Here is a 26994-nt window from a genome sequence, read left to right on the forward strand (position 1 = left end):
TCTGTGTCATTACGGTTGCTTCATATGGGTCTTCTTGTGAGTATTTGTGTACTGATCTATGGCACGAGCATGAACATCACGTTTTTTTTTTTTTTAATGATCCGGCGACCACCGAGATCTACACACTGCATATCGTCGGCAGCGTCAGATGTGTATAAGAGACAGATTTAAGGGGGTTACGAAACCCACAGATGCATGGCAACCGTAGCCGCTCCGACCTCTACCATCGAAGAGATACAGTTCGTCATCGATTCCGCCGGTTCACAGTATGCTGGCATGGCCGCAGGACTCATTCTTGGATTGCCTGTTGTCGCATTCCTCTCCGGAAGTTCGACGCTCCTGTTCTACGTCCACGTCGGCCTCGGTGCGTTCTGGTTCGGCCTCGATTTCTTCTTCCGGTACGTGATGGCACCGGCTCTCGAAAACGCTGGTCCCGATACGGCTACCTCGGTTATTCCGCATCTCACGCCGAAGATCATGGTCGTCGGCGAATCGCTGACCCTCGGCACGATTGGCTCGGGTATCACACTCGCGTACCGGCTCGGCTACTGGAGTAGCCCGTCAGTCTATCTCTGGGGAGCACTCGCCGTGGCGATAGTGATGATTCTCATCGCGTTCGGCCCACTTCACTCGCTCCAAACCGCGATGCTCGTCGAACTGGCTTCGTCTGCTCCCGACGGACAGCGAGTCGGTGAGTTGAACCGGCGAGCACTTCGCTGGCTCATGGGGATGACCGGTCTCATGCTCGTGGTCATCGCCATGATGACCGGCCTCCGAGGCTTCCTGCCAACCGTCGGATAGCCCATCGAGAGATAACTTGAGTGCGAAAATTACCGTTGGATGCGAGACGACTGTCCTGTTTCTGTTGGAATTGACCCCTGCAACGGGCATTACCCGATGTAGGAGCCGTCCATCTCACGGTCGATCTTGGTTCGCACGAATTCCTCGGAAATAACCTCATAGCGAATCGTTCCGTCTGCTTTTTCGCGCACGCACGCGGTACAGAACGTCAGTCGGCGCTTGGTCCCGTCTTCTAGAACGTACGTTTCACTCTCGCGGACAGCGGCCGCTCTCGAACCACAGTTCGGGCATGGCGCGAGTCTCTCCTCGACGTCACTCTCATCGCTCATTGGTGGTTTGTTCTCGACATCCGAGTGGAGGTTGTCAGGCTTCGGCAGCCACGTATTGGTCTTCCCACTCGCGGCGCGCCTCGATCTCGCGGCGGCCACGCTGAGTCACCTGATAATAGTTCGTTCGTTTATCGATCTGGCCTTTCTCAAGCAGGCCTTTGTCGACGAGTGTGTCGAGGTTCGGGTAGAGCCGCCCGTGGTGAATCTCACCCTCATAGTACTGGTCGAGTTCGCTTTTGAGCGCGAGGCCGTGCGGTTCATCCTTGCCGGCTGCTACGTACAGCAGATCGCGCTGGAAGCCAGTCAGATCGTACATATCTCAGAAATGGTTATTCAAAGACTAAAATATATCGATACCGAACAAGGTCTGCTACTCGGCCCGATTCAGAGATCGCGGGGCTGAACGGTCTTGCGGTCGTTGTCGTTTGCTCGTCGTGCAGCCTTTTCAAGCAAGTCCGCGACTTCGCTATCGAGTGCATCGTAGAAGTCCGCCGAGACGTTCTGGTCTGCGAGCTGGTCTTTGATTGCCGATTTGACGATCAGATCCGTCATACAATCGTATTCCCGTCGATTCGTACTTATACCCTTTCGAAGCACGGCGAAAGTGAACGAGAGCTTCATCAATAACGGCTCGCGGCTTGTCGTCGAGGCGGTCGAGTCGATCGTCTCACCGTGACAGGCACGAATGAAGCAATCGAGTGCTTCGGTCACCTCATTGAGGTTGCGACAGAGCTACGCCACCACCCTCACACCCCTATCGATTTGTTCTGTATCACAAGCCCCACCCAACGCACTCAAACTACTAACAGAGTGATATGATAACTCTATGCTGCCAACGATAGCAGACGCGGACGAGAATCTATGAACTCCTCTACTGATGCCTATGGAAACTCAGGAGGGAAAGAGACCTCTACTACCGAGAAACAGGTGAGAGTATAGCTATCCGTTTCATAATGAGGCCAATCAAAAGAGCTGAAAGCTGTGGCTTCAAAACAAATCGATAGGGGTGTGTCTTTCTAGATTGCTTACAGAATGTGGAAAGGAAAGGAAGGGAGAAATAATTGGTATGATATGAATTGTAGGACACTCATTTCTCTCCTTTAGCGAGTGCTAAAGGTGTGAGTAGGAAGAGATATCCGAGAGGGAAGCGAACGCTGCGTGGAACATTCTTTCTCGTGGTCTCGATCGCATAGGTGAATCATTCTGAACCCACACCTATGGAGACTGTACTTCCTGTGAATACAACTGTATCTACAAAACGTGTCGTAGAGGCAGGAAGCCACACGCTCTTAAGAAGCAAATAACGTCAGCCATGAGTGAGTAAGACACGATGGTTCACTCACAGTTAGGAGAGAACACCCTCCCCTTCGTTTGGACTGGAACAAATCGATAGAGGTGTGGGGGTGTTAGAGTTGACAACAGGAAGAACTCTACAAAACAAATCGTTAGGGGTTGCATTGGAAAGTACTGAATCACAGTGTCTCATAGCTGCTGAGGTCCACAACGACGGAAAACAAATCGACAGGGGAAATTTTTTAGTACGTTGGGTGAGGTTGAAGCAGCATGCCCTCAGAAAGCGACTCGAAAGAAGTTCCCGAGTCCGCTAGTTCTATCAAAGATCTCATTCTTGAACAAGAAGAAGCTGCAAATCTCATCAAGAACCGGTCCCTTCTCGAACCGAACGAGATCGTCGCTGAGGATCGAATCGTCGGGCGTGACACCCAACTCACCAATATCACCCAGCATCTTCGCGTTGCAATCAGTAACGAACGCCCTCCGAATCTATTTTTGTATGGTCCCTCCGGTACTGGCAAATCACTCATCATCAATGCCGTCTGTGAGAACATCCTCGAACTCTGTGAGAGTCGCGATATCCGTTTTGGCGTCATCCAAATGAATTGTCAAAACATCGGTACTCTCGGCTCTGCTCTCTATGAACTCGTCCGGAAGGTTGCAGAGGATATTGGAGTCCCTGTCGAGATCCCTGAACAGGGGATTCCGAACAAGAAAAAATGGCGGGAACTCTATCGTCTCATCAACGAACACTACGATACTGTCGTATTCATTCTTGACGAACTCGATATGCTCGTCGGTCGCCGGGATATGGACGAACCAGCTTTCTCTCGGCTTCTCTATCAGCTCTCTCGTGCAGGAAGTACCAATGACATCACCGCACGGGTATCAGTCACGGCAATTACCAACGATACGAAGATGATGGAAAACGTCGGTAGTCGCGCGCTCAGTTCGTTTACTCCTGAAGACGTCCATTTCAGCGACTACGACGCCAATCAACTTCGAGAAATTCTCTGGGCACGGCAGGATGCCTTCTACGAAAATGCACTTAGCGAGGACGTGGTTCCTTTAGCAGCAGCATTCGCTGCCCAAACCAACGGGGATGCACGGAAAGGAATTGATTTGCTGCGAACAGCAGGATCACTCGCCGAGCGCGCCGGTGCAAACCAAGTACAAGAACAGCACATTCGCAAAGCCCAAGATAAAGTCGAGAAAAATCGCGTGTTGGAGGTCACACGCGGTATTAGCACTCAAAAGAAACTCTGTCTGTTCGCAACTGCTGCCATTGCTCGCGAGGCGGGTACTGGGGCAGCGAAAAGTCCTCTGGGTTACCAGGTCTATCAGTACCTTACGGAGACTCTCAATGTCGACCAATACCACCAAGAAACGTATGTGAACAAAATGAAAGAGCTTACTACATACTCACTGGTCGAGACCGAGCGAAAAAGTCAGGGACCCCACTCGGGAAGCTACCTAGAGTTCACCTTTGGAGAGAATCCGGCGACGATCATCGAAACGCTGCGTGAAGATTCTCGATTGGACGACGCCCACGACGAGGAACTCCGCGCAGTAGTGAACGCCCAATTGAGATAGTCAGAAAAGGTGGTGATTCCCAGAGACAATCGCTAAGGTTTCCGCTTGACGACCGTATATACCTGCGTAGGAGAGAGTATTATTCCATCTGTTCTCTCCGACGATGCCGCTCTTCCGATACGACAGAACAAGTCGATAGAGGTGTGCCCGTCCCCTCATGGCATTCTTGCTCACAACAAATCGATAGAGGTGTGCCCGTGCTGCTATTCCCCCCCCCTTTTCGAGCGTCGAAGAGGTCCCGTCAAGACGGTCGTATACCTCAACGAGATGGCGATACTCCACTGTGTCATCATCCTGCTCGAGAACAACCTCGACGAATTGCTTAATCAGTTTGCCAACTACGATGTTCTCCACTGAGAGCGTCCTGCGAAGTACAGAGGAGACGTAGCTCTACCTACATGATGGCTATTTGACAAATCAATCACCTCGTTGAAGCGGGCTGTCACTACTCGCGGACCATCAACCGAACCCCGTAATTTTTCGTACACTGTAGCCAAGGAAAATCATGGACCTCGCTGAATACTATGATTTGACAATCATCAGCGCTCCGGCTGTTTCACCGGACGGCGAACGGGTGGCTTTCCTTGCGACTGAATATGGCGAAGACAACGATGATCGCCATACCTCTCTGTTCGTCGTCCCAACGGACGGTAGCGACGAACCGTATCGGTTGACCCGCATATCAGACGCAGGGAATCCCCAATGGAGTCCAACTGGCCGCTACCTCGCATTCACTGCCAGCCGGGACGAAGACACTGAGATTACTGTCGAATCTAACGAAACTGATGAACGCGACGAAACCACTGCTGACGATGACGATGGTGACGAACCGGCGTCGCAGGTCTGGATCTTCGATATGAAACGAGGCGGCGACGCCCGACAAGTGACCGACCGTGACCACGGTGTCAACGGCTTCGACTGGGGACCTGATGGTGACCGAATCGTTGTTGGGGCTCGCGACCCGACCGACGACGAGCAGGACTATCTCGATCGACTGGAGGAGACCGGTCCTCTCGAAATAGAGCGGCTCCAGCACAAACAAGACGGCCGTGGTTGGCTCGATACGGTCACTTCCTATCTCTTCGTCGTCGACGTAGAAAGCCGAAAAACGACCCGTATAGACAGTGCTAACGACCGTGGCTACGGCGGTTCGGATCCAGGGCTTCAACCCGCGTGGGGAGATGACTACATCGCGTTCGTAACGACTGACGAAGACAACCCCGACGACACAGCGGTTCGAGACGTATTCATCGTTCGACCCGATGGAACCGGACGCAAACAGCTTACCGATAGCGAACTCTCGATTAGCGGGCCAAAATGGGGGCCATCGAACGAACGGATCGCATTCACTGGCCGTGATTCCGAGAACTTCTACCTCCCCACAGAGCTATACATCGCCGATGTCGATGCTGACGACTACTGGTCGATCTCCGAATCACTGGATCGGACTCTTGAATTTACTGACCCTTTTTGGCTCAACGATGGTACTCTTGTAGCGGGCATCGGCGACGATGGCCGGACTCGCCTCTGTCGGTTTGCTGCCGATGGTGACGACCCCAGTCGAACCTTTGACGTTCAGTCCAATTACGAAACGATTAGCTTTGGAGGTCTCAGCGTCGATGGTGGAACGGTTGCAGCCGTCTTCTCCAGTCACGATAGTGGGCGGGACCTCTATACTCTCGATGTGAGAGATCTCAACGCGGACAACGACCCTAGAACCAAACTCACGGAGAGCAACAGATCGTTACTGAGGGAGTACGACCAGCCCGGTTGCCAGCGTCTTGCCTTCGAGAGCGACGGTGTGGAAGTCGAGGCGTTTGCCTACTACCCACCGAATTTTGATCCAGACGAACCTGATCCACGGCCACTTCTCCTGAACATCCACGGTGGCCCGATGGCTTACGACGAACCCGACTGGAGTTTCGATGAATTGTTCTGGACGGACGAAGGATACATCATTCTTGAGGTGAATTACCGAGGTTCGACCTCGTACGGACGGTCGTTCTGCGAAGAACTTCGTGGAGCATGGAACGGCCAGGAAATTGCAGACTTACAGGCAGGCGTCGATGCGGTTATCGAGCGTGGCTGGGCGGATCCCGAGCGACTGTTCTGCACTGGTTTCTCACAGGGCGGGATAAACACTGGCTATCTCATCACCATAACCGATCGGTTTGCGGCCGCTGCTGCAGAGCACGGTATTTACGATCTCTACTCCTCGTTCGGCACCGACGATTCACAGGTTTGGCTTGAAGCTGACTTCGGAGTCCCGTGGGAAAACGGGGAGTCCTACCGCGCGTCTTCTTCGATCACGGACGTCGGGAACGTCGAGACACCAACACTCATCACAGCAGGTGAACAGGACTGGCGCTGTCCACCGTCGCAATCGGAGCAATTCTACGTCAGTATTCGCAAACAGGGCGTCGACTCGAAACTCATCGTCTATCAGGACGAACATCACGACATCGGCGATCCGGACCGTGCGATTCATCGACTCACGGAACTACGTAACTGGTTCGAGAAACACGATGCGACGACAGACAGCTAGCTGGACGCTCTCGATCGACGGTTCCAAAGCTTGCTACCACGCTGTACCGCTCAACGATTCGGAATGCCTCGGCAGCGTTTCCGAAAAGTATCATTCACTCGCAGATTCTCCTCACATAGTGGGTCGGACACATCCAAGTGGGCCAGCGCAGTGGGCCGAAGTTTCGTCATTCCGATCGAAGGTATCTATACGATGGTGTGTACGATTCCCCGGAGAGCGAAACGTTCTCCGGATATCTCGTTTTTAGCATACCCCAACAGGTGGCGCTTGGCGAGTTGACCGTTGAATGGACGAGCGCGGAGGAAGCGACGGGCGGGACCAGTGAGACCGCTCGCTGGTCGAAAGGCGGACTTCGCTCTAGCTCTCGGTGAATTCATCAAGGTGCGTCGGCTTGGATGCCGCTACCTCGTCTGGATTGACATCCTCCCCGCCCTAAAGGGCGAGGATTCCCCGAAGGGGATATTGGGGTTGCGCGTTTCCTCGGCACTCAAGTTCCCGTTCGGGAGGTGCGTCAGCGGTTGCCGCCCAATTGTGACCGAGGGCGTGCGTTCCAGCGCGTATAGCCGTGTCAAAGCGGCCTTCCCACCCACACACGGTGGGCGTCAAAGACGGCAGGGTATTCAGCCTGCTGGGGCGCACGGTTCGACTCGCCCGAAGCGTTAGCCCGTGCATGGTTCTCCCTCTCTGACGGCGATGTTCGCCGCCGCGTTCAAATCCGCGTGCCGTTCGTACCCGCACGACGAACACGCGAAGTGGTCGCCGTTGCGGTCGCCGCGTTCACCACACCGAGAACAGGTCTGGCTCGTGTATGCGGGGTCCACGCTTTCGACGCGGATGCCCTCGCGTTCGGCCTTGTAGGTGATGAAACGACGAAGCTGGTCGAAGTACCACGAGTGGACGCCCGACCATCCGGTACGGTCGCGGATGCCTTCGAGGCCTTCGAGGCCTTCGAGGCGAATCAGTGAGTTGTCGAACTGTGTGGCGAACTCCACGAGTCGCTTCGAGAGGGTGTGATTCAGGTCACGGATACGGCGGTGTTCTTTGTTACCCACGCGGTTTCGAGCACGAAGTGCTCCCGCTTCCGCAAGCGAATCGCGTAGGGAACGAAACGTTCTCCGGACGTACCGTGCTTCTTTGCCTGAAACCAGCATCGACTCGTCGGATTCGGGTTCGTGAACGGCAAGAATATGACGCTCACCGATGTCCACGCCGATAGGCGTCTCACCACCCGCTTCGGCGTCGTACTCGATCGTGAACGAACAAAACCAGTCGTCGCCACGACGGTACACTTGTAGCCGTGACCGCCCGGCTTCGCCGTTCACGAGGCGTTCGACGGGTTCGCGGATGTGGTCGTGTACCTCGATAGGCGTGTACCACCACTGGTTGATGCAGGGAAATCCAACTACGACCGAACCGTTCTCGGTACGGTCAATCTCCCAATTCTGGTTGTTCGTAGCGAACGGTTGTGCTGCCGTGTAGGTGAGCGCACCGTCGCGGCTGTGGTCGGCCTTCGCCTCACGAATGGCCTGATTCTGGATGGCCGAGTAGAGTGGCGAGTCGATGCTTCCGGTCGTGATGGATTTGCCGAACTCGTTGGATTCCCAGCCGTCGATGAGGAACTGCTTCACATCACGATACTCGTGCATGGCCTGTTGCCACTCGCGGCGGCGCTTCCGCGTCGGGTGCGAAAACTTCGTCGTCACGGTGGCGGTCACGGTCATGGATTAGTGTATTGAAACGGCCATTACATATTCGCCATCCTCCTGCTCGCGGCAGGACCCCGCAAAGCGGGATTCAAAGGTTGTGTGTTTCCTCGACCTCGGTCGCCCGTTAGGGTGGGTCTTCGATGGTTGCCCCGAAGTTGTTACCAGACGGGTGCTTTGCACCACATACAGCCGTGGCGAAACGGCCTGCTCCCCTGCACTCGGCAGGCACCGTGGATGGTGGTCGTGATTCATTCGACGGTCCTCCTGCTTGCCTCGCCATTACGCGGTAGGGCAGGTTACATATGTAATTAGAGACGATACTACTCAATCGTTACGACCAATATCCGGTCGCACGACACACGAAATCGGCGGTTGAACAGCTACAGAATCAGCTTACGGCGCGTATCCCCGCCGTGAACGGCGAGGCTTTGCGCCTGTCTTTCACGTAAGCGAGATGAACTCCAGATTCTCGCTTGCTAATAATCGCTCGGCGCGATCAGTCACCGACGGAGCGACTAAGATTCCTCGGACGGACCTTCCTGGACGGTTTCGTTCAAGTGCTTCGACGTAGCGATTCAACTGCCCGACTGCGTCGGGACCGACACGGCGGCGTTTGAGTTCAACGGCTACAGGAGTGCCGTCGGCGTCCTCGCCGTAGATATCGATTGCTCCGGCAGCGGTCTCGCGCTCAGTCGCCATCGCTTTGAATCCCTCTTCGAGCACGTCCGGATCTTCGAGAATCCGCTGGCGGAGATCCTCTTCACTTCCCTCGAGTACGAGGTCCGGTACGTCGTCCAATTCGAGGAGCGAAACCTGTGCGACCGTTTCGAAGACGATCTCGAGCTCTTCGTGAGGTGAAGTGCGGACACTCTCGACAATGAGGCGGTCGCCGTCGATGCGCGCACTGTGAGTTGAACCGGGTGGTTGCCAGTTGACAGGTTTGCGCTGACTGTCGCGATGAACCAACAGCGTGCCGTCGGGTTTGAGAATCACCAATCGCTCGCCCGGAGGGAGATGGCTCGACGCGCGTCCGTCGTAGTCGACTTCACACTCGCCGACGAGCGTGAGCATCCCACCACGTTCAATGCCCGACTCAAGCAGGTCGAGTGCGTCTTCGAGCGGTGGATTAGTAAGCGACGAGATCGGCATAGACCATGTTTGGTCTGCATCCACGTAGTGAGTTCGGTGGATATGGTCACTTGCCATCCTCCCTGCCCTGAAGGGCGAGGATTCCTCGCGCTGGGGGTTCCTACGCAGGAATTTCCACGGAGACAACTTTCGGGTTCGTGTGCTCCTCGTTGGGAAGGCAGACGCATGATGACACCGACCATCGGTGGCCGTCCTACTGAGGCACACAGGCTGCCGCGTCCGACGCCGGTACAGCCATCGTATCCGGTGACTGCTGTACCGGCCATCTTCGAGCAACGATTGTAGCTGCGCTATTAAAGAGATCCCTCAGCACCTAGGCGGTAGCCAACAACGAAGCAGGCATCTTGAGAATCCTCAAGGATGGGAGGATGAAAATGAGCGAGAGGCCCGTGAAAGACGGTCCCCACGCAACTGCACGGTTGTACGCCGACGAAAAGCAAACCCTCGACATGTACACGAAACTCGCCAATTCTCCGGCACTCGTGTGCATATTCACCGCCGAACCCCTCTCGTTCGTGTCCACTCGCCGAGAGACGTCAGTTGCATGTCTGCCGAGCGCATGACAACGCGGCGGTCTCTCCCTCAATCAGCACGGCTTTGAGGGTCGTGTGTACGAGCGCGCTATGCGAATCAGAACTGACGGCAAGTTCGCGTACCGTGAGAAACTCGTCGACGACGCCGCCGAGCTACCCGATGAGAATATGCGCGTCGGCGCGGTCAAAAGCTCCGTGTGAGTTCACGAGGGAGATGCTCCCGCTCTCCAAGAGGCCGTCGAACACCCGGACATGACCGAAGAACTCGCTGAGATACTGAGCACGCCCGCCGTCGGCGTCGAGTACGCGATCTCGACTGGCGTGAGCGTCCACGATCAATCAGAACTGTTGTAGAGAGTTTCCGAGCGCTCGCCGCTCTCGGCCGCGTTGACGACGTGGTGTGGCAGTCCGGCGAGCAGAACCAGTACCGGACAATGCGCTCGCCGTCGCTCTCAGGCGTGTACTGAAGCACCTGAATCGTCTCGTGCGCCGCGACGTCCTCGTCGGTCAGATAGGGGCGCACGTACTTGTCGCACCCGGCACTGACAGGGGAAATCGACCGGCTGCGCATCGATGCGCGGCGTGCCGTGGCTCTCAACCGCCTCATGGCCGCTCATGCTCCGTTCTCCTCATCACCGGATTGGCGGTCGATGTTTACGGTTCGCTCTTCGGGTTCCGCGAGTTCGAAAGCGAGCAGGCGGTCGCCGATCCACATGTTCACCTCCGGCGGATCTTCCCAGTGTCGGGGCCCTATTTCGACAAGCGCTTCGTGAGGAATAACCAGCCGCAGCGTCTCGCCATAACGACCTTCTTCTCGAATGTTCCGCGCGTAGCGCTCGCTGCGTCCGCCGACGGTCTCCTCGCTGCCGATAGCCGCGAGCATCCCGGTCTCCTTGACCGAACTCGGGTCGAAGCGGAACGAGCCACTATGGTTCCTCAATGGGGCAGCCATTCTTATTCTGCCTGCGCCATAGCGGGGTCTGGCAGCGAGCGTCAAACCGCCGTTACGCAACGGCTGTATGCGATTGTGATGCAGTCAGCGGTCCGTTGGGAACAAACTATTGAGTATTGCCAGCTACGGTGCGTGAGGGTCGTTTGAGTCGGCTAGTGGCGGTTCACCGCCCCCGATATCGAACTCCGTTTCACAGCTGAGACAGCGATATTCCGAGTCCCCATTCGCGCCTGCGGCGGGAAGAGTCTCAACGTTCTCGGACTCACAGGTGGGACAGGCGACTGTCGCGGTCACGTCGTCGGGTGTGTCGCGCATGGTGTTTTCACCCTAGTTTGACGGCCTTCGGTCCGGCAGTTGGGTTGAACTCATTGCTATAGTCTCGGCAGTGATACTGAAGCCCGCGTGCGGCAATCTCGATGGTGTTCGGTGAGTCACAAGTCGGGCACGCGACTGTGCTCTTGTTCGCATTGGCTGTATCGTTCATGGTCCTCACCTCACCGAGTATTTGGGTGCAAATGATTGTAAATCTCGTGGCCGTGCCGACAACCCTCCGGAATGAACTACTCCCAGCTCTTGTTACAAAGTCCCCGAAGATGACCACTCAGCCTTGTCGAGGGTATACCCACCGCACTCAGGGCACACCTGCTGCTGGAATCTGAAGCGTGTCCCACAGCTCTTGCACTCATATGGATAGGAACCACTACTTTCAGTCCTTGTGAATGCCGTTCTGACGCGTCCCAGAGTACTCATTGTGAACCACTCTTGGGAAGTATTAACACACCACAAGATGAAAGTCTTTCGGTATTCTATAGTTATCAATTACTCAAGAAGTCCATTGGGAACGAGAGCATAGTTCTCTCGATATATCCCTCTCCGACGGAATTATAGCCACGCTGATCCCTCTGGAATACGAGATTCACTCGAAGCGGCGGCGTCCCGCCGAGGAGCGATACCTATGGGCAACAACCATGGCGAAGCGGTCGATACAGTGTCGTGTCCAGCATGTGGTTCCACCCGAACCGAGCAGATCGAATCCTCGTCCAACCCTCTGTACGGCTGCCTCGATTACGACACTGAGTTTGGAGACGATGGCGGTCGGAAGATCGTCATGTGAGCCAGAAATCTACCTTGCCCACGACTGCGAGCATTTCGAAGAACTCTTAGAACCGCCTGAAAGGCCGTCGAACCACAAATTGGTGTGATTCTCGTTGGTAAGTTCGTTCGACACTCAGCCGGAGTGGATGAGCGAACCTACAGTCTTCCTCCCCGTGGCAGTTGACACCTCTTTTCTGCTTATATCGAAATGGTGATTGGTGGCGAATAGACCTATGTGCACGCGTCTCGTTCGGTAACCAATGACTACACGTTTCGTTCCGACCCATGTCCGGTCTGCAATAGGCATCGTCGCGACTGATCGAGAGCGCACAGTGAGCGAACGTAGAGCGTTTACGAGCTTCATCGACCGACTCTCGGACTTCTCAGTGGAGAGCATCGATTCGAATACGAGCTTAGATTGCTCCACACCCGTCCAGATAGTACTCGAGCAGACCCAGTCATCACACTCGGAATCAGATCAACTCGCACGTGTGCGCGAGCTGTATCGAGAGACTGTCATGGGAGTCGAGCATTATTCTGACGAGTACGGTGATTCGTTCGATGAGAGCATTGTCGAAGAATTTGGATCCGAAACCGCTGCTGCAATACTCAACAGTGACCAACTCACGCCACAACTCCGCGACCGACTCATCGAAGCCGGTAACCGAGCACGCGAGAGTCGTCACGCATTACTCCAGGGTCTCGAGAACGAGCATAACGCCCTCCAGAGTGCCGATGAAGCTCTCACCGAGTTAGGTGCTGATCTCGATGACGTACTTTCGGCACACTCGTTCCAGACGTGGCCGGACGAAGAGCTTGCGACTGTCCGAAAGGACCTCCATGCACGAGAACGCGAATGCGACCGGTTGGCTGTCGACCGTCAGAGTACTCTTCACGAACAGCGCGTTCCCAGTACTCATCACATCGGCCTCGAATTCACGGAATATCTATATCGATCGCTGCCAGTAACTTTTCCCGTATTAGCCGATATCGCCAGCCTAACCGAAACGCTTCGTACTGCCCGTCAGAACGTTGATCACGCGCTTGCTTCAGAAACGAACGGTTGTACACACTCTCCATTCATCTGAATTCCTCGCGGATTGGTTTTGAAACAGCGAATTCACAAAACTGTCGAGAGATGTTTCCAAATTATTATATATGCGACGATTCTGGCATTCGATAGTACAACTGTCGCCGAGCCGTATTTAGGCGACAGGACGGGTTGCGGGTTGTTCTTCGCGTGGAACAGCTAGTCTCTCGGCATCAGCGACTGCATGGCCGAAGAGATGGGAGATCACGAGGTTCATGTAGAACCCAACGAACAGACCAGCGATGGCTCCGAGGATCGGCACGAGACCGATCACACCCATGACGAGACCTGCGGCAAAGCTCACGAGGATGGCACGAAGCCAACCACTGACGTAGCGCCGGCTGGTGAGAACCGGTCGGAGGTTGTCCAGCTTGAAAGCGGCACCGACACGTTCCTCGCGTGCGAACACGGTAGTCGCAGCAGGGAGGCTGTAGGCCGCTGCCAGATACGCAATGGCACTCACGATGATGCCGACCATCTGCAGAGTGCCCGAGAACACAGCAAGGCTGAGCCCGAACAGGACGATCGGGGCGAAGAGATATCCAATCGCGATGGCGAATCCTTTGAGGCCATCGACTGCGAGTTTTCCCCAGTCGTCGAACTGGGGAAGTTCGTCATCGCCCAGCGTCGTGTGTCGAAGCACGCGGATCCCGTAGCCTCCAAGAATGAAGGCAGGAACAATGAGAACGCTGAGCAGACTCAGCACGCCGCCGATCAGGACGGTTTTTAGTACGTGGTCGCTCTCTCGCGGATAGTTGATTGCTGCTGATAGCATTTGGTTTCTCCTGTGACTACGATTGACCGATTGGAATCCAGTTTCTCTCCCCGGAGGACCGAATCTGACACCGCTGGGCAATTATAGCAATACTATATGGGTTTTGTAAGTATATAACCATTGTTGTAATCAACAATAAACAATCAGATTTTGGCAATAGCAACTCTCTATTCGGTGGTTGCACAGCAGCTAACAGCGAAACAGTATGTCGACGGCTGACAGCAATGGTTATGTTCTCATACGTTCTATAAGATGTGGAATACAGGAGCTACTCGCTCTCGTCGTTAGCATTCGACGCTCCGCTGTATTCCTCTCCCGTTCAGTCGTGTATTTGTTCTATGGCGCTGTTGGTATGCACCTGCAAAACTCCACTTACCAGACCGTCAACTACCCACGACTGAAGTCGTGGGCTTATCGGTGGACTCCCGCTCTGGCCGACACAGCGTCGGCAGGTGAATATTCACCGTTCGCGTTCACTGTCCCCGATTTTAGGGCCAGCTGACGATTGGCCCGTCCAGACCGAGACTTTTGCCCGGCCCGGACGTGTTTCCATGCAACGTTCTTCGCCGCGTTGTAATCGGCGTGAACCTCGTACCCACAGTTCCCACAGCAAAACTCATCGTCACCGTTCGGGCGATTCCCCTCAGCGGTGTGTCCGCACGCGGAACACCGCTGACTCGTGTACGCCGGGTTCACCTCTACCATGTCGATACCGAACGGTTCAGCCTTGTACTCAACGTACTCGAACAACTGGTTGAATGCCCCCTGCTGAAACTTCGAGGCGTTCGAGATGCGCTCTCGAATACCCGTCAGATTCTCGAAGGCGATTATTGAACACTCATGTTCAATAGCCTCTTGAACCAACTCTTTCGAGACGGTGTGCAAGAGGTCTTCCGACCATTGAGAGAATCGTTGACCGATGCCCTTGATGGTCCAGTGTGCCGATTCGGTTCCGGTCTGTTGCAGGTTTCCACGTAGCCGCTCGTAGGCATCGCGGCGGTGATTCAAAAGACCGCCCGACCAAAATCTGGCGGTCGAAGTGACCGCCAGATTCTCGATACCGAGATCCACGCCGAGGACCGAAGGGTGCTCGGCGGGTTCGGCATCGTCCATCTCCGTCTTTGCGCGGAGGTGGAGGTAAAACGAGCCGTTGCGGTAGTGAAGCGTTGCGCCATTGACCGAATACTTGTCGGATTCAACGTATTTGTCGAACGGTGTGCCGTCCGTCTCGGGTGGCAGGACGTACTCCGCTTCGACTCTACCGTCCGGGGTTGCAAGCGACGCCCAGTCGTCGTGAAGCGTCGCACTGCGGTTGTCGTAGTCGGCAAAATCGCTGGTGAACGTGGGCAAGGACGCTTTGTCGCCATCCTTCCAGCGTTCGACAACAGCTTTCAGGGCGTCAGCCGCCCGCGAGCGGGCGGCTTGGACGAGGTTTGCGTGCAAGTCGTCTGTTCGTTCTCGCACTTCGTCATAGGTGCGTTCGTGAAGGCATGACTTGCTCGTCTCGATGTAACCGTTCTCCTTACGGGAACGGCTGACGACACAGTTGGCAGCGAAGCGAAACTCCTCGAACGTCGCATGGAGGGATTCGGCGTCACTGTCGCTCACGTTGAGATTCACCGGGATAGTGCGCTGAATCTCCACACATCATATTATATCGTGAGTAACGTAATGGCTTTGGTGGGGGAGTCATCTGGTAGACATGCCGAATCAACTGAATGTGGCGGTGTACGCGCTCCTCCCACGAGTAAACTCGTGGGTTTCCGCGCTGGGAGAGCTATGGTACGAGATCGTCGTCCCGCTGGCGAAACTCGGTACCGGGAGCTATCTCCCGCCGGTAGCGGCTGTGTTCCTCGGCACGGGACTGTCGGTCGCCGCGACCGGTCGCCACGGCGCGATCCGTGGGCTCCGCATCGGCGGAATCGCCACCCTCGGCATCGTCTTGCTGTACGTGCTCGTCGGCGGGATCGTGCTCGTCGTCGGCCAGTGGGTACGCCCGTATCTCACGTCGCTCCAGCTGCTCGTCGGCCCGTTGTTTGTCGCCCTCGGCATCGCCTACTATCGGGGTATCTCGCCGTTGCAGGCCATCGAACTCCCCGAGCGCGGCAAGATATCCGACTCGGAGTTCTTCACCTTCGGCCTGCTCTACGGTGTCGGAAGTCTCGTCTGCAACCTCCCGGTGTTCCTCGGCGTCGTGCTCTCGTCGTTTTTTACGGGGAGTTTCCTCTCGGGACTGGCGGTCTTCGCCGCCTTCGCTGCCGGGGTGGGCACGCTGATGATCGGTCTGAGTGTTGTCGCGAGCCTCACTGAGGGATCGCTCTCGCTCGGGCGCTACGCCGCCCCGGTCCGATCGGTTTGCAGTGCTGCGTTCGTGCTCATCGGACTGTACGTGACGTGGTACACGCTCCGCTCTCTCGGCCATCTATCTGCCGGTGAAATCATTGGATAGTTCAGCACGAACCGACGAGATCATCACCGCTCACAGGAGCGGTCCATCCGGTACCGGACTACAAGACCTATCGCTCCAACTGTTAGTGCTGACACCAGTATCTGAACAAGACCGCCGCCGACGGCCGCTATCGCCCCGCTAGCAGCCGTCACCCCACTGGCGACGCTTACGGTGGGAGCCACGATACAGCAGAGACTGCCGACACCCGCCAGTCCGAGGAGCGACCACCGTGGCCCAGAATCGTCACTTGATATATCGTCCACGTCCGAATGATCCATTTCCTACCAGTTTGCGCGGTTGCAGAATGTATCTTTGGTTGTGCTGATTGAGGAAATATTGGTCTTGACGTCCACTAATCACTGACCTCGGCACAGTAAGCGGTTGCAGCGACCGTTTCAAGACCTGACCGACACAGTAATGGGTATCGTCTACCAATCGCTCTCAGTGCGTCGGAAGGCAAAACTCCTCGTGACGGTCGTGGGTATTCTCGTTCTGCTGGGGGTTCTCGGAGCGACTACCATCTCTGCATCGACAGAATTCGTCACGCCGACGAACGTTTCGGCCGAGCACAGCGGCGAGTGGGTCAACCTCGAAGGCAGAGTGGCTGACCTCGAAACGACTGGGCAACGAACCACGTTCAACGTAACCGAAGACAACCAATCTGTGCCTGTCACCCACGAGGGGACGCTTCCCGACACGATGCAGGAGGGCCGCATCGTCGTGGCGAAGGGACTGTACGAGGATGGACGACTTGAGGCGAGCCAACTGTCAGTACGTGCCCATGAAGGCTCCGAACGGCCAGCAAGTACCGAATGAACGACAACGGCTCCACGACACCGCCACTCCGGGCCGACCAGCTCGAAAAGTCTTATGGCTACTTCAGAGCGGTCGACGATGTCTCCTTCACTATCGATCGAGCCAGTACCGTCGGACTGTTCGGTCCTAACGGTGCAGGAAAGACCACTCTTCTCCGGATGCTCGCGGGCATTGTCGAACCGACGCGCGGACGGGTGTTCCTCAATGGTGTCGAGCGCACGACCGACTCACACGGTAGCGTCGGCGTGCTCACCCACGATTCAATGCTCTATGATGCACTTACCGCCCGCGAGAACCTCCGATTTCACGCTCGGCTCCACGGCGTCGAGACCGTGGCTGAACGCTGTGAAACAGTTCTTGACACCGTTGGGCTTTCCCACCGCGCGAGCCATCGGCCTGATGAGTTCTCACACGGGCTTCGCAAGCGGCTATCGCTCGCTCGCGCATTAATTCATGACCCCGACATCCTGCTGCTCGATGAGCCATACGCGGGTCTCGACCGGCGCTCGATCGAGACTCTCTCGGACATCCTCAACGGGTTCGCCGACAGAACCGTAGTGCTTGCAACCCACGACCTCGACAGGGGGTTCGAGCGCTGTACCCGCGCGCTCATCATTGCCGACGGACGTCTCGAAGCCGACCTTGCCACCGACTCGCTGTCGAGTACGGCGTTCGAACGCACTTACGAACAGGCCATCGATCTCACCGAGGCGAGATCCTGATTGTAGATGGCTGTGAAAGGATTTCTCGCGGCAACCTATCATGTCATTCGTAAGGACATCGTTGCCGAACTCCGGACGAGACAGTTGACGACGACTGCAACGGTGTTCGGCCTGTTGGTCGTGCTCACGTTCGCCTTTAGCTTCGTCAAGACATTTGCAGACCCACGTATTGTTGGGCGCGGTGCGCTTTGGATCGCCTTTGTCTTCGCTGGCACCGTCGGCGTAAGCGAGACAATGGCCATCGAGGACGAAAACGACGCGCTCACCGGACTTCTGCTTGCGCCCGTCGACCGCTCGGCGGTCTATATCGGGAAGGTGCTGAGCACCACCATGTTCGTTCTCGCCGTCGATCTCGTCACCCTCGGTGCGGCAGTCGTCCTGCTCGGCTATCCGATTGCCGCAGAGATGCTGCTCCCACTTATCGGAGTGCTCGCGGTAGCGGCGTTCGGTTTTTCGGCCGTTGGCGTCGTGGTCGCGACGCTGACCGTGCGCTCTGGTCTCGGCCAACTTGCTATTCCCATCCTGCTCGTTCCGCTGGTTGTTCCAGTGCTGCTCTCGGGCGTTGAACTCACCGCCGCGCTCGCAAGCGGCGCACCGACAGGGGGATGGCTCCGGGTGCTGGCCGCCTACGCCGGCATCCTCTTTCTCGCGGGGCTTGCGACCTTCGAGTTCGTCGTCGAAGAATGATTATCGGGTGTCTTCGAGCCGGCGTTCGAGACGGGTGATGCGCCGCTGCAAGTAGAGCACGTAGCCGAAAAAGGCGACGAACAGTGCGGTATATCCCGCAAGCAGCAGTGGTTCCATCCGTTGTCACCGCCTCGTCGCGTTGCGGACAAGTACCTTGTCTTCGAGTTCGTGGAGGTGAATTCGCAGGCCGAGCAGATAGATGTAGAGGAGGGTGGCCGCAACGAGTGAGACGACTAGCGTCAGAGGATCGATGTTTGCGCTGACAGTCGGATTACCGAGCGTCGTCTCGTGGAAGGTAGGCGTCCAGAGTCTGGTCGAAGCGTAGGAAATGGGCACCGTCACGAAACCGACGACCCCATAGACTGCCGCGTACCGCTCGTCGCCCTCGCGGTCGACCACCGAATACACGACGAGATAGCCGGCGTAAATGAACCAGACCACCAGAAAGGTGACGAGGCGCACGTCGGTCCACTCCCACCACGAGTTCCAGATGACCTTCCCCCACGCGCTGCCAAAGATCAGCGTGAGCGTTGCGAGGAGGAAGCCGAGTTCGCCGGCGCTGTGGGCGAGGCGACTCCAGAAACGACCCCGATAGCGCAAAAAGAGCGCACTCCCAACGAACGTCGTGGCGAGCGCGACCGAGGCAATCCACGCCAGCGCGATGTGCCAGTACGCGAGTAGGTTTCCGCTGTTCTCGACGCCATACATCGTCTCTGAGGCGACACCGAACACCAGCAGCATCGATGCAATGCCGAAGCCGAGCGTCCCCCACTTGACGAGGCGGCTGTCCATCACGCGGTGGAGTACGCTCACGACGCGCGCCACGACATAGCTGAACCGCCGGTTGCTCGTTCGTCCCCGCTCTTCCCTGCCTTTCGAATCCGATTGGTTCGTATCCATGATCACACCCATTCGACGACCGATGCGAGCGCGAGTCTGTCGATATCGAAGAGGATCGCCACCCCCAACAGCACGAACGCATAGCCCGTTATCGTCCGAAAGCGTTCACCGGAGGCTCCCGTAGTCACGTCGAGCAACCGCCGTATGCTCCCCTGTCCGACGTACGCGACGATCAACAGCGGTATCGAGAACCCGACGCCGTAGACGAACAGTAGCATCGCCCCCTGCCCGACGGTCGCCATCGCACCTACGTAGGCGAGCACGCCGCCGAGGATGGGTCCCACACACGGCAGCCAGATGGCTCCGAGGAAAACGCCCACGAGCAGACCGTTGCCGACCGGGTGGCGCTGCTCGTCGATACGCCCGCTGATGGCCGTCGCCCGTCCGGTGAGCCGGGAGCTGTATTTCGAGTAGAGTTCGTTCACGTCGTCGTCGGCCATCACGACGCCGAAGACGAGCATCCCGACCGCAAACGGCGCGCGGATGGTATCGGGTGTTACCGACCCCATCAGGCCGGTGAGCACGCCGAGGGCGGTGAACGTTATTGTACTTCCCGTTACGATGGCGACCGGACGCAATGAGTGGCCGTTCGCGCCGACCACGAGGACAGGAATCATCGGCAGACAGCACGGCGTCAAAATCGTCAGCACGCCAGCGAGAAACACCGCAGCGACCGTCGGATCGTCCATCACGTGGCCGTCGCTCGCCGTGTCTCGCTCGCTACCTGTCCGCGAGATTCGCGCTCGGCACCGTCGCCGTTCATCGCGGACGCCATCGTGTCTCGAATCGCTGCCGTGGCGTTTGACGAAGCGTTGCCGTCCATCGTCGTGTTGGCTGTACCAGTTGTCGATGCGTTTGCGGTGGCCGATGCATTCGTGGCATTGGCGGTCATGTTCGCTGTTGTGTTCCCGGTGGGCAGAATCCACGTCGTCTGCCACGAGCCGTTGGCCGATTCGTTCCGGAGCGGCTTATCGTAGCGCTTGACGTTGTTCGGAATGTCGCTCTGGTTGAGCGGCTCGGAGCCGATGGGGATATCCGCGAGCATGAGCTTCTTCGTCATCGGGTTCATGTCGTAGCCGAGTCGCTGCTGGGTCCGGTTGTAGTAGATGCCCTCGTCCGGCGATCCGCTGGCCTTCCAGTCTTTTGGCTGGCGTGGCAGGTGCGGGCGCTCATGCGCGTTGACGAAGCCGGCCACATCTTGAACGTCCTGCCAGTCGGTGAACGTGTGTGGTGAGCCGTAGGGCATGGCTTCACGGATGAAGCCGGCGGAGGTGTACAGCCGTCCCATCCCTGCCCCATCGTTGTAGGATTCGGGACCCCACAGCGGTGGATACTGTCCCTCCTCGCCCTGTCCATCGGCACCGTGGCATGATGCACAGTTCTGGAGGTAGAGGTCCGCTCCGCGGACGGGGTTGACTTTCGAGACGTTCGTCTCGCTTTCGCCCTCGGGCTTTTCGATGTGTCGCCAGTACGGAACACGACCGCTCGGCGTTCCTTTGTTGAGCCAGACGAGATACGACTCCATCGCCTGAATCTCACGGCTGTCGTATGCCGGAACACCCTCAGATGAGTTCGGGGCGTTCATGCTCCGGAGGAAGCAGCCCTGGATGCGCTGGCGCATGTCGCGCATCCGCTCGGTTCGGCCCGTCCACTCGGGGTAGCCCGCGGCGGTCCCGACCAGCGGTATCATATCGATATCTTGGCCGACCATCCCACTGACCGTCGGTAGGTCGCCGCCGCCGTGACAGTTTGCACACGAGAGGTCGTTGCCGACGTGTTCGGGTGCCTCCGCGGAGGTGTTGGCGAACAGCTCGCGCCCCCGTTTGACAAGTTCTCGCCGGTTTTCGTCTTCTGGAAGCGTCGAGTTATTCATCTGTTTCGGGACGAACTGGATCTCGTCGCCCGCTGTCTCGTTTTTGTACCGCATCCCCTGGTCGCGCAGATCTTTACTATACCACTTCTCGCCGCTCCAGTTGCCGGGGAGTTCCGTGATGTCTCCACCACCGCTCTCAGCACTTCCAATGCCACCGCCACCGAGGAATGCCAGCAGACCGTTGGCCGCGAAGGCGATGACCAGTGCGCCGATTATCGCTCCGACTGCCAATAGCGTCGGCTTGAGCAAAAGGGTCGAATCACCGTTACTCATCTCTTTGCCTCAGTAGTGTTCGATCGTATTCCATGACTTGTATCCTACTATCAGGGGCTGATATCCGCCGTTCGGACCCCATTTTAATAAATGTGTGCACTTTCCTCATTTCTCAACAACACAAAGCGCACACGTTTTGTCGGTCGATACCAAACCCGACCAATAATCGATGCGTCCACGGAAGCTACTGACGTTGGTCTTCATCGCGCTTCTGCTGAGCATTGGCTATCTATCGATGAACGCTGCACCCGTGCTGAGTGACGAGAACTTCTCCTACCACGGCGATACCGCATGGCGGACTGACTTTTCCGAGGCGAAGGAACTCGCAAACGAACAACATACCCCCATCGTCCTCTATTTCTGGACGACGTGGTGTACCTACTGCGAGGACTACAACGAGAACGTATATCCAAACGAAACGGTGCAAAATCGACTCGATGACTTCGTGAAAGTAGCAGTAAATCTCGACGGCGATTCGTCGCTTCAGCAACAATACAACGTCAACTTCCCGCCCCAGCACGTCATCATCACCCCGGATGGAGAGGAGCTCGTACGTATCACAGGCTATGCCGATCGTGAGGACTTCCTCAGCTACCTCGAAACGGCAAACAAGCGTGCCAACGGGACTGAGAGCACATGAATCTCGGCACGGCTCTGCTCGCCCTTGCTTTTCTCGCGCTCACCAGTAGCACCCTCATCCTCTCGCGGGCGTATCTCGCCGACGACGAACACTACCTCGGCTACACCACACCGCTGGTCGGTATCGGTGCCACGCTATTGGTGAGCGCGCTCGTCCAACTCACCTACCAGTTCGTCGTCACCGACTACTCGAACGCCTACGTCTGGCAGAACACCGCCGACTATCTCCCCATTCTCTATCGCATCACCGGCGTCTACGCCGCCAACAAAGGGTCGGTGCTGCTATGGGCGACCATCGTCGCCATCGTCGCACTCGTTGCCATCGCCGCTCGGGGCGTCCCCGACCGTCACACCCGATTAGTGTATGCGCTCACGACCGGCGTCGTAGCCTACTTCACCGCGATGCTCCTGTCCGACAGCCCCTTTGCACCCGCCCGCGGCGAGTTCCCGAACGCACCACCCGGATTCGTTCCCGCGAGCGGGCAGGGCCTCAACGCGCTGTTGGTTGATCCGTACATGGCCATCCACCCGCCAGTGATGTTCACCGCCTACGCGCTACTCACGATGCCATTTGCTATCGGGGCGGCCCACTTCGTCTCCGTCCTCCGCGGCGATGGAGGACTGTTCGCGGCGTGGCAGGGCACGCTCACCCGTTGGCTCCGACTCGGCTGGCTCTTTCTCACCGGGGCGGTCGCCCTCGGCGGATTCTGGTCGTACACGGTGCTCGGCTGGGGCGGCATTTGGGCGTGGGACCCCGTCGAGACGGCCATCCTAATTCCGTGGCTGTTTCTCACAGGAACGCTTCACGCCGTCACCAACTATCGCCCTGGCAAGCGCTACACCATCCTCGCGCCCGCGATGACCGCGACAGTGTTCGCGCTGGCCATCTACACCACCACCATCGTCCGTAGTGGCGTCTTCCGCAGCGTCCACTCCTTTGCCGATGGCGGCATCGGCATCGCCTTCCTCCTGTTGATGGCTGTGACAGCTGTTTTGGGTGTAGGCCTCCCGCTCGGCTACTGGGCCTGGAAGAACGATGACGCCGGACTCACCGATGGAAAGCTCCTCACGCGCTCGAACCTGCTCCACCTCGCCGTCTTGCTGTTCGGCCTGCTCACGTTCGTCTCGCTGTGGGGACTCTCCTTCCCCGTCCTCAGAAACGCCATCACCGGTCTCGAAGTCGCCGTCGAGCCACGCTACTACAACCTCTGGAGCTACCCGCTCGTGCTCTCCGTCCTTCTCCTGTTAGGCTTCTACATGGACTTCGACGTCGAGGGCCGCCGCCGGAGCCTCGTTGGACTTGGCGTCTTTGCGGCTGCGACATTGCTCGCCACTTTCATCGCCCCCTCCGCAACGTGGCAACTATCGAGTCCGCGCCCGACCGATGCGTTCGTCTATCGAATCATCGGGAGCGCGAGCGTGCTTTCGGCGCTGCCGCCGGTCGCCTACGTGATTCTCGCCATGCTCAAGCGCGGTCTCGTCCGCATCCCGGCGGCCGTCACCCGGAACGCGAAGTTGAAGGAATTGGGCATCATGCTGATACACGTCGCAGCAGCGCTACTCGTGCTCTCGCTGCCCTTCATGTATCTGTTCGGTGGACAGGCATCGGTGATGGCGGCCACCGGACAGGGGAACATCGATTCCTCAGCCCAGCAGGTCCCCGGCTCGGAGTATTCGATTCGCGTACTCAACAACACGACTAACGAGTTCCCCCGGGACCCCGACCTCTCGGACTACGCGCTCACCGCCGAGCAGGTCACCGCCCGCGGCGACACGCTCAACGGCTCAGTACAGACGCTGTACGGCAACGTGACGGCTGTCCGGAACGGTCCACAGGCGACGGTCGCCCAGCTCGACGGCTCGCCCATTTGGGTCGGACTCGTCGACCGAAACGGGACGAACGTCTCGCTCCAGCCCGGCCAGTCCATCGCGGCGCGCGGGCAGTTGCTCTGGGAATTCGTCCCCCAGACTGACGCCGTGTTGCTCACCGGTCCCCAGACCATCGGCCCGGCGGCTGACCCACCCGAGAGCGTCGAGCCGACCCGCGTCATCGCTCGCGGTGCAGCGGTCGCGGTCTACGAGGACGGCGACCTGCTCACTAGTGGCGTCGTCGGCCAGCGCGAGTACGTCCGGCAAGGGGGATTGCAGGTCCGCGACGTGCTCATCGATCGCGGTCTCGTCAGCGACACCTACGTGATAGCCGGCGTCAGCGACGGCACGGCATCCATCACCATCAAACGGGTGCCGATGATGACGCTCCTGCGAGTCAGTCTCGTCCTTCTATTGTTGGGAATGGGGCTTGTCTTCATCTTCGACCCGCGTCACGGACTCGCCCAACGAACGAGTGCTGCACATTCACAGTCAACCGCCGATACGGAGGCTGCAGATTAACAATGAATACACGACTCACGCTCGCCATCCTGCTCGCCTGTCTTGTTCTCGTCCCCACCACCGCCGCAGCAGCAGAAATTTCAGGTACCGTCACGACTGACAACGGCTCCACCGACGGCGCGAATGTGACCATTGCCGCCGTCTCGGAGAACTTTACCGCCGTCGGCGACCCCGTGCGGACGAGCGTCTCGGGATCGTCCTTCGAGGCTGAAGTGCCCGACGCGCCGGTCCACGTCGTCCGCGTGGCGCGCGGTGGCGCGACCCACTATGCAGTGCTTCGGGAGGACAACTCGACGACCATTGCGCTCAACTCGTCCATCACGGGCCGAGTCATCGATGACAACGGTGAGGGACGGGCGAACACGACTGTCGAGCTGGTCGACGAGAGCGGCTTTGCGGTCGACCGCGCGCTGACGGGCGACAACGGGCGCTTCGTATTCGACCCGGTCGAATCGAACGAGAGCTATCAGCTTCGGGTCTCGGCCGATGGAGTTCCGTATCAGGAGACCGTGAACACGACTGTTGGCGAGCGGAACGTGACCGTGACGACACCCGCGCCGACCGACGATATCTCTGTCCTCTCTGTTGCGAACCGCAGCCCCGCTGGCCACGTCCTGCAGGTGCTCGCGCCGCAAAACGAATCGGGCGTGCCGAGCATCGTTGAGACGATTTCGCTGCGAAACATGGGCGAACGTCCGTTCGTCGGCACCGTCTCGATCAACGTGCCGGCCGATGCCCAGCCATACTCGGGGATGGTTGACGGCGAGACTGCTCAGTACCGACGAGCGGAAGGGAGCGTTCGGCTCAACCTCACGGTGCCGGCAAACGGCACCACGCAGGCTGGCGTGGCCTACGACCTCCGGAATAGGAGCTTCGAGAAGACCCTCCAGCGGAACACGACACGGCTGGCAGTCGTCATGCAGGACTACAATGTCTCGGCAGTTGGGCATTCGGAAAATCTCCGAGTTGGCAATGCCTCGATTTCACTTCTCACCAACGACGAACCACTCCGAGCCAATGACACTATCAGTGTGAATCTCTCCGGCGCGCGGGCGGAAGGTCCGCATATGGACCTCGGAACGCCCAGCGCGGCTAACGCGAACGCGTCGGCACCCTCCGAGAGCAGTTCGCTCACGCCGTTTCCAACGGTACCGGTCTTCGGTGGTTTGGCCATGGTCGTTGTTGGCGGACTGATTGCCTATCGGGTTTTCTGATCTCGTTATCGCGTGCTATCGGTTAGAGCACCAAGTTTTCCGGAGCTGAACCCCGACGCCGATCACGCCGACCGTCAGTGCTGCCACGAGAATTTGGACGAAACCGCCGCCGACAGCGGCCGTCGCACCGCTGGCAGCTGTCACTCCCGTGGCAGCGCTCATTGTCGGGGCTACGATACAGCAGAGGCTCACTACCCCACCCAGTCCGAGGATTGACCACCCAAGCTCCGAGTCCGTGTCCGCCTCCACATCCGCATCTGACGGCGCGTCTGCGTTTGAGGATTCCATTTATGCACCTAGGTACACGTGACCGATCCGTGTATCTTGGGGAGTGGCTACATCACTCAGTGTTCTCGCTCAGATATCGTCCAATTTACCACACACGTTTCCGCCGAGAAATTCTACTGGCTTAGTGGTAGGCGAGACTCTTCAAGCAACACCGAAGCGCTGACTGGTATTTCGTCAGGGCTCTTGAGAGCCTCAATCCAGAGTTGCTGCGCTGCTGTACCGAAGATTCGGATGCTTGCGCGAAAATACAACCGACATGTGGCCGATTCAGACGAGAAGCTGAATATCGGCATCGGCCATCCGCTGAAAGGCCGTCGCCGCGCCAACACCGACTTCGACACCATCGTAGAAATCGTCCGGATCGTAATCGAGCAGATCGATGGTCATCTGACAGGCCTGCATCTCGACGCCACTCTCGAGCGAGGTCTCGACGAGCTCCTCGACGCTTGCGACGTCGTTGTCGGCGATGCGTCGTTCCATCATTTTCGCGGTTGCTCGGTCCATGCCCGGCAGCGCGGCGATGGCGTTCGGGATGGGCATGTTCGGGTTGCCGACCGAACTCAGACCCAGCTCCTGAGAGTGTTCCTCGTGGAGGATTTCGAGACCCCAGAACGTGTGAAACACCGTCACGTCCCAGCCGAAGGCCGCCGCCGTCGAGGCTAGGATGAGCGGCGGATAGGCCATGTCGAGACTACCCTTCGTAGCGATGATGACCATCTGCTGGCCGTTCTCCTCGCTTTTGACCGCTGCGAGTTCGTCTTCGAGTTCCTCGATACGCGCTTCGAGCGCCGCAGCGTTCTCAATCGATTCGCTGCCGGTCGATTTCGTTTCCGTACTCATTGTTTATCTCTCACACGTCGCGTCTGCTGCGTGCTCAGACT

At 57.7% G+C, this 26994-nt stretch carries 27 protein-coding genes and 1 pseudogene; 14 read left to right on the forward strand and 14 right to left on the reverse strand.

What is annotated here, in order from left to right; translation table 11 throughout:
• Positions 1 to 195 precede the first annotated feature (195 nt).
• On the forward strand, positions 196 to 801 hold the full coding sequence (locus ACP97_RS06525) for a hypothetical protein (RefSeq protein ID WP_049997040.1): 606 nt from the start codon (positions 196 to 198) through the stop codon (positions 799 to 801).
• A gap of 89 nt (positions 802 to 890) precedes the next feature.
• Here ACP97_RS06525 and ACP97_RS06530 read toward each other — a convergent pair whose 3' ends face one another.
• From ACP97_RS06530 to ACP97_RS06540, 3 genes are all read right to left on the reverse strand, one after another.
• Positions 891 to 1130: a hypothetical protein gene (locus tag ACP97_RS06530; protein ID WP_049997041.1), complete on the reverse strand. Its 240-nt coding sequence runs from the start codon at positions 1128 to 1130 to the stop codon at positions 891 to 893.
• A 34-nt stretch (positions 1131 to 1164) separates the two neighbouring features.
• The gene (locus tag ACP97_RS06535) at positions 1165 to 1446 is read right to left on the reverse strand and encodes a PadR family transcriptional regulator (RefSeq protein WP_049997042.1); all 282 of its coding nucleotides are present in this window, start codon (positions 1444 to 1446) and stop codon (positions 1165 to 1167) included.
• Positions 1447 to 1514: 68 nt separating this feature from the next.
• Positions 1515 to 1682 (reverse strand): DUF1931 family protein, encoded by a 168-nt coding sequence (locus ACP97_RS06540; RefSeq protein WP_049997098.1) that lies wholly within the window; start codon positions 1680 to 1682, stop codon positions 1515 to 1517.
• A 583-nt stretch (positions 1683 to 2265) separates the two neighbouring features.
• Between ACP97_RS06540 and ACP97_RS21255 the strand changes: the two are divergent.
• A pseudogene (locus ACP97_RS21255) lies at positions 2266 to 2454 on the forward strand (RNA-guided endonuclease TnpB family protein); the annotation flags it as partial.
• Positions 2455 to 2693: 239 nt separating this feature from the next.
• Positions 2694 to 4016: an orc1/cdc6 family replication initiation protein gene (locus ACP97_RS06545; protein WP_049997043.1), complete on the forward strand. Its 1323-nt coding sequence runs from the start codon at positions 2694 to 2696 to the stop codon at positions 4014 to 4016.
• Here ACP97_RS06545 and ACP97_RS19815 read toward each other — a convergent pair whose 3' ends face one another.
• Positions 4017 to 4370 carry a hypothetical protein gene (locus tag ACP97_RS19815; RefSeq protein WP_154019962.1) on the reverse strand — a complete coding sequence of 118 codons (354 nt, stop codon included), beginning with the start codon at positions 4368 to 4370 and terminating at the stop codon, positions 4017 to 4019. It abuts the gene before it with no gap.
• Between the two features lie 151 nt (positions 4371 to 4521).
• On the opposite strand from ACP97_RS19815, the gene ACP97_RS06550 reads away from it, so the two are divergent.
• Complete coding sequence (locus ACP97_RS06550) at positions 4522 to 6561, forward strand: S9 family peptidase (protein WP_049997044.1); 2040 nt, start codon at positions 4522 to 4524, stop codon at positions 6559 to 6561.
• Positions 6562 to 7220: 659 nt separating this feature from the next.
• Here ACP97_RS06550 and ACP97_RS06555 read toward each other — a convergent pair.
• Entirely contained in the window at positions 7221 to 8282 is a 1062-nt protein-coding gene (locus tag ACP97_RS06555) for an RNA-guided endonuclease TnpB family protein (RefSeq protein WP_049997045.1), read from the reverse strand.
• Positions 8283 to 8708: 426 nt separating this feature from the next.
• A complete protein-coding gene (gene nucS / locus ACP97_RS06560; RefSeq protein ID WP_049997046.1) occupies positions 8709 to 9416 on the reverse strand; it encodes an endonuclease NucS in 708 nt (235 codons plus the stop codon).
• Between the two features lie 374 nt (positions 9417 to 9790).
• Between nucS and ACP97_RS19820 the strand changes: the two genes are divergently transcribed.
• Both ACP97_RS19820 and ACP97_RS21405 read left to right on the forward strand, forming a co-directional pair.
• Positions 9791 to 9979: a hypothetical protein gene (locus ACP97_RS19820; RefSeq protein WP_154019963.1), complete on the forward strand. Its 189-nt coding sequence runs from the start codon at positions 9791 to 9793 to the stop codon at positions 9977 to 9979.
• 60 nt (positions 9980 to 10039) lie between these two features.
• Positions 10040 to 10150, forward strand: a complete 111-nt coding sequence (locus tag ACP97_RS21405; protein ID WP_449404919.1) for a DUF7692 domain-containing protein — start codon at positions 10040 to 10042, stop codon at positions 10148 to 10150.
• A gap of 412 nt (positions 10151 to 10562) precedes the next feature.
• Here the strand turns inward: ACP97_RS21405 and ACP97_RS06570 are convergent, their stop codons facing one another.
• A complete protein-coding gene (locus tag ACP97_RS06570) occupies positions 10563 to 10901 on the reverse strand; it encodes a hypothetical protein (protein WP_202593572.1) in 339 nt (112 codons plus the stop codon).
• Between the two features lie 1355 nt (positions 10902 to 12256).
• Between ACP97_RS06570 and ACP97_RS19010 the strand changes: the two genes are divergently transcribed.
• On the forward strand, positions 12257 to 13084 hold the full coding sequence (locus ACP97_RS19010; RefSeq protein ID WP_079977573.1) for a DUF7260 family protein: 828 nt from the start codon (positions 12257 to 12259) through the stop codon (positions 13082 to 13084).
• Between the two features lie 117 nt (positions 13085 to 13201).
• On the opposite strand, the gene ACP97_RS06585 is transcribed toward ACP97_RS19010, so the two are convergent.
• Both ACP97_RS06585 and ACP97_RS06590 read right to left on the reverse strand, forming a co-directional pair.
• The gene (locus ACP97_RS06585) at positions 13202 to 13861 is read right to left on the reverse strand and encodes a DUF4013 domain-containing protein (protein WP_049997049.1); all 660 of its coding nucleotides are present in this window, start codon (positions 13859 to 13861) and stop codon (positions 13202 to 13204) included.
• A 411-nt stretch (positions 13862 to 14272) separates the two neighbouring features.
• Complete coding sequence (locus ACP97_RS06590; RefSeq protein ID WP_237561115.1) at positions 14273 to 15469, reverse strand: RNA-guided endonuclease InsQ/TnpB family protein; 1197 nt, start codon at positions 15467 to 15469, stop codon at positions 14273 to 14275.
• Between the two features lie 94 nt (positions 15470 to 15563).
• Here ACP97_RS06590 and ACP97_RS06595 point away from each other — a divergent pair, with 94 nt between their 5' ends.
• The 4 genes from ACP97_RS06595 to ACP97_RS06610 all read left to right on the forward strand — a co-directional run bounded on the left by ACP97_RS06595 (position 15564) and on the right by ACP97_RS06610 (position 18535).
• Complete coding sequence (locus ACP97_RS06595; protein ID WP_237561116.1) at positions 15564 to 16310, forward strand: integral membrane transporter; 747 nt, start codon at positions 15564 to 15566, stop codon at positions 16308 to 16310.
• A 381-nt stretch (positions 16311 to 16691) separates the two neighbouring features.
• Positions 16692 to 17126 carry a cytochrome c maturation protein CcmE domain-containing protein gene (locus ACP97_RS06600; protein ID WP_237561117.1) on the forward strand — a complete coding sequence of 145 codons (435 nt, stop codon included), beginning with the start codon at positions 16692 to 16694 and terminating at the stop codon, positions 17124 to 17126.
• Positions 17123 to 17848, forward strand: coding sequence for an ABC transporter ATP-binding protein (locus ACP97_RS06605; RefSeq protein WP_049997051.1), 726 nt, complete (start codon positions 17123 to 17125; stop codon positions 17846 to 17848). The genes ACP97_RS06600 and ACP97_RS06605 overlap by 4 nt, the downstream gene beginning before the upstream one ends.
• Before the next feature lie 6 nt (positions 17849 to 17854).
• Positions 17855 to 18535 (forward strand): heme exporter protein CcmB, encoded by a 681-nt coding sequence (locus tag ACP97_RS06610; RefSeq protein ID WP_154019964.1) that lies wholly within the window; start codon positions 17855 to 17857, stop codon positions 18533 to 18535.
• Here ACP97_RS06610 and ACP97_RS19020 read toward each other — a convergent pair whose 3' ends face one another.
• The 4 genes from ACP97_RS19020 to ACP97_RS06625 form a co-directional block, all read right to left on the reverse strand.
• Complete coding sequence (locus tag ACP97_RS19020) at positions 18536 to 18652, reverse strand: CcmD family protein (protein ID WP_079977575.1); 117 nt, start codon at positions 18650 to 18652, stop codon at positions 18536 to 18538. It lies immediately after the preceding gene.
• 6 nt (positions 18653 to 18658) lie between these two features.
• Positions 18659 to 19327 (reverse strand): cytochrome c biogenesis protein, encoded by a 669-nt coding sequence (locus ACP97_RS06615; protein WP_049997100.1) that lies wholly within the window; start codon positions 19325 to 19327, stop codon positions 18659 to 18661.
• 110 nt (positions 19328 to 19437) lie between these two features.
• Positions 19438 to 20124: a cytochrome c biogenesis CcdA family protein gene (locus ACP97_RS06620; RefSeq protein ID WP_049997052.1), complete on the reverse strand. Its 687-nt coding sequence runs from the start codon at positions 20122 to 20124 to the stop codon at positions 19438 to 19440.
• Positions 20124 to 21581 (reverse strand): c-type cytochrome, encoded by a 1458-nt coding sequence (locus ACP97_RS06625; protein ID WP_079977576.1) that lies wholly within the window; start codon positions 21579 to 21581, stop codon positions 20124 to 20126. The genes ACP97_RS06620 and ACP97_RS06625 overlap by 1 nt, the downstream gene beginning before the upstream one ends.
• Positions 21582 to 21750: 169 nt before the next feature.
• On the opposite strand from ACP97_RS06625, the gene ACP97_RS06630 reads away from it, so the two are divergent.
• The 3 genes from ACP97_RS06630 to ACP97_RS06640 are packed head-to-tail and all read left to right on the forward strand — an operon-like array spanning position 21751 to position 25825.
• Positions 21751 to 22221: a thioredoxin family protein gene (locus ACP97_RS06630; RefSeq protein ID WP_202593573.1), complete on the forward strand. Its 471-nt coding sequence runs from the start codon at positions 21751 to 21753 to the stop codon at positions 22219 to 22221.
• Positions 22218 to 24611 carry a cytochrome c biogenesis protein CcsA gene (ccsA, locus tag ACP97_RS06635; protein ID WP_049997053.1) on the forward strand — a complete coding sequence of 798 codons (2394 nt, stop codon included), beginning with the start codon at positions 22218 to 22220 and terminating at the stop codon, positions 24609 to 24611. The genes ACP97_RS06630 and ccsA overlap by 4 nt, the downstream gene beginning before the upstream one ends.
• A 2-nt stretch (positions 24612 to 24613) precedes the next feature.
• Positions 24614 to 25825 (forward strand): carboxypeptidase-like regulatory domain-containing protein, encoded by a 1212-nt coding sequence (locus tag ACP97_RS06640; RefSeq protein WP_049997054.1) that lies wholly within the window; start codon positions 24614 to 24616, stop codon positions 25823 to 25825.
• A gap of 555 nt (positions 25826 to 26380) precedes the next feature.
• Here ACP97_RS06640 and ACP97_RS06650 read toward each other — a convergent pair.
• Positions 26381 to 26953: a DsrE/DsrF/DrsH-like family protein gene (locus tag ACP97_RS06650; RefSeq protein ID WP_049997056.1), complete on the reverse strand. Its 573-nt coding sequence runs from the start codon at positions 26951 to 26953 to the stop codon at positions 26381 to 26383.
• Positions 26954 to 26994: the final 41 nt, after the last annotated feature.

Source organism: Halococcus sediminicola (genome assembly GCF_000755245.1).
Lineage (GTDB): Archaea > Halobacteriota > Halobacteria > Halobacteriales > Halococcaceae > Halococcus > Halococcus sediminicola.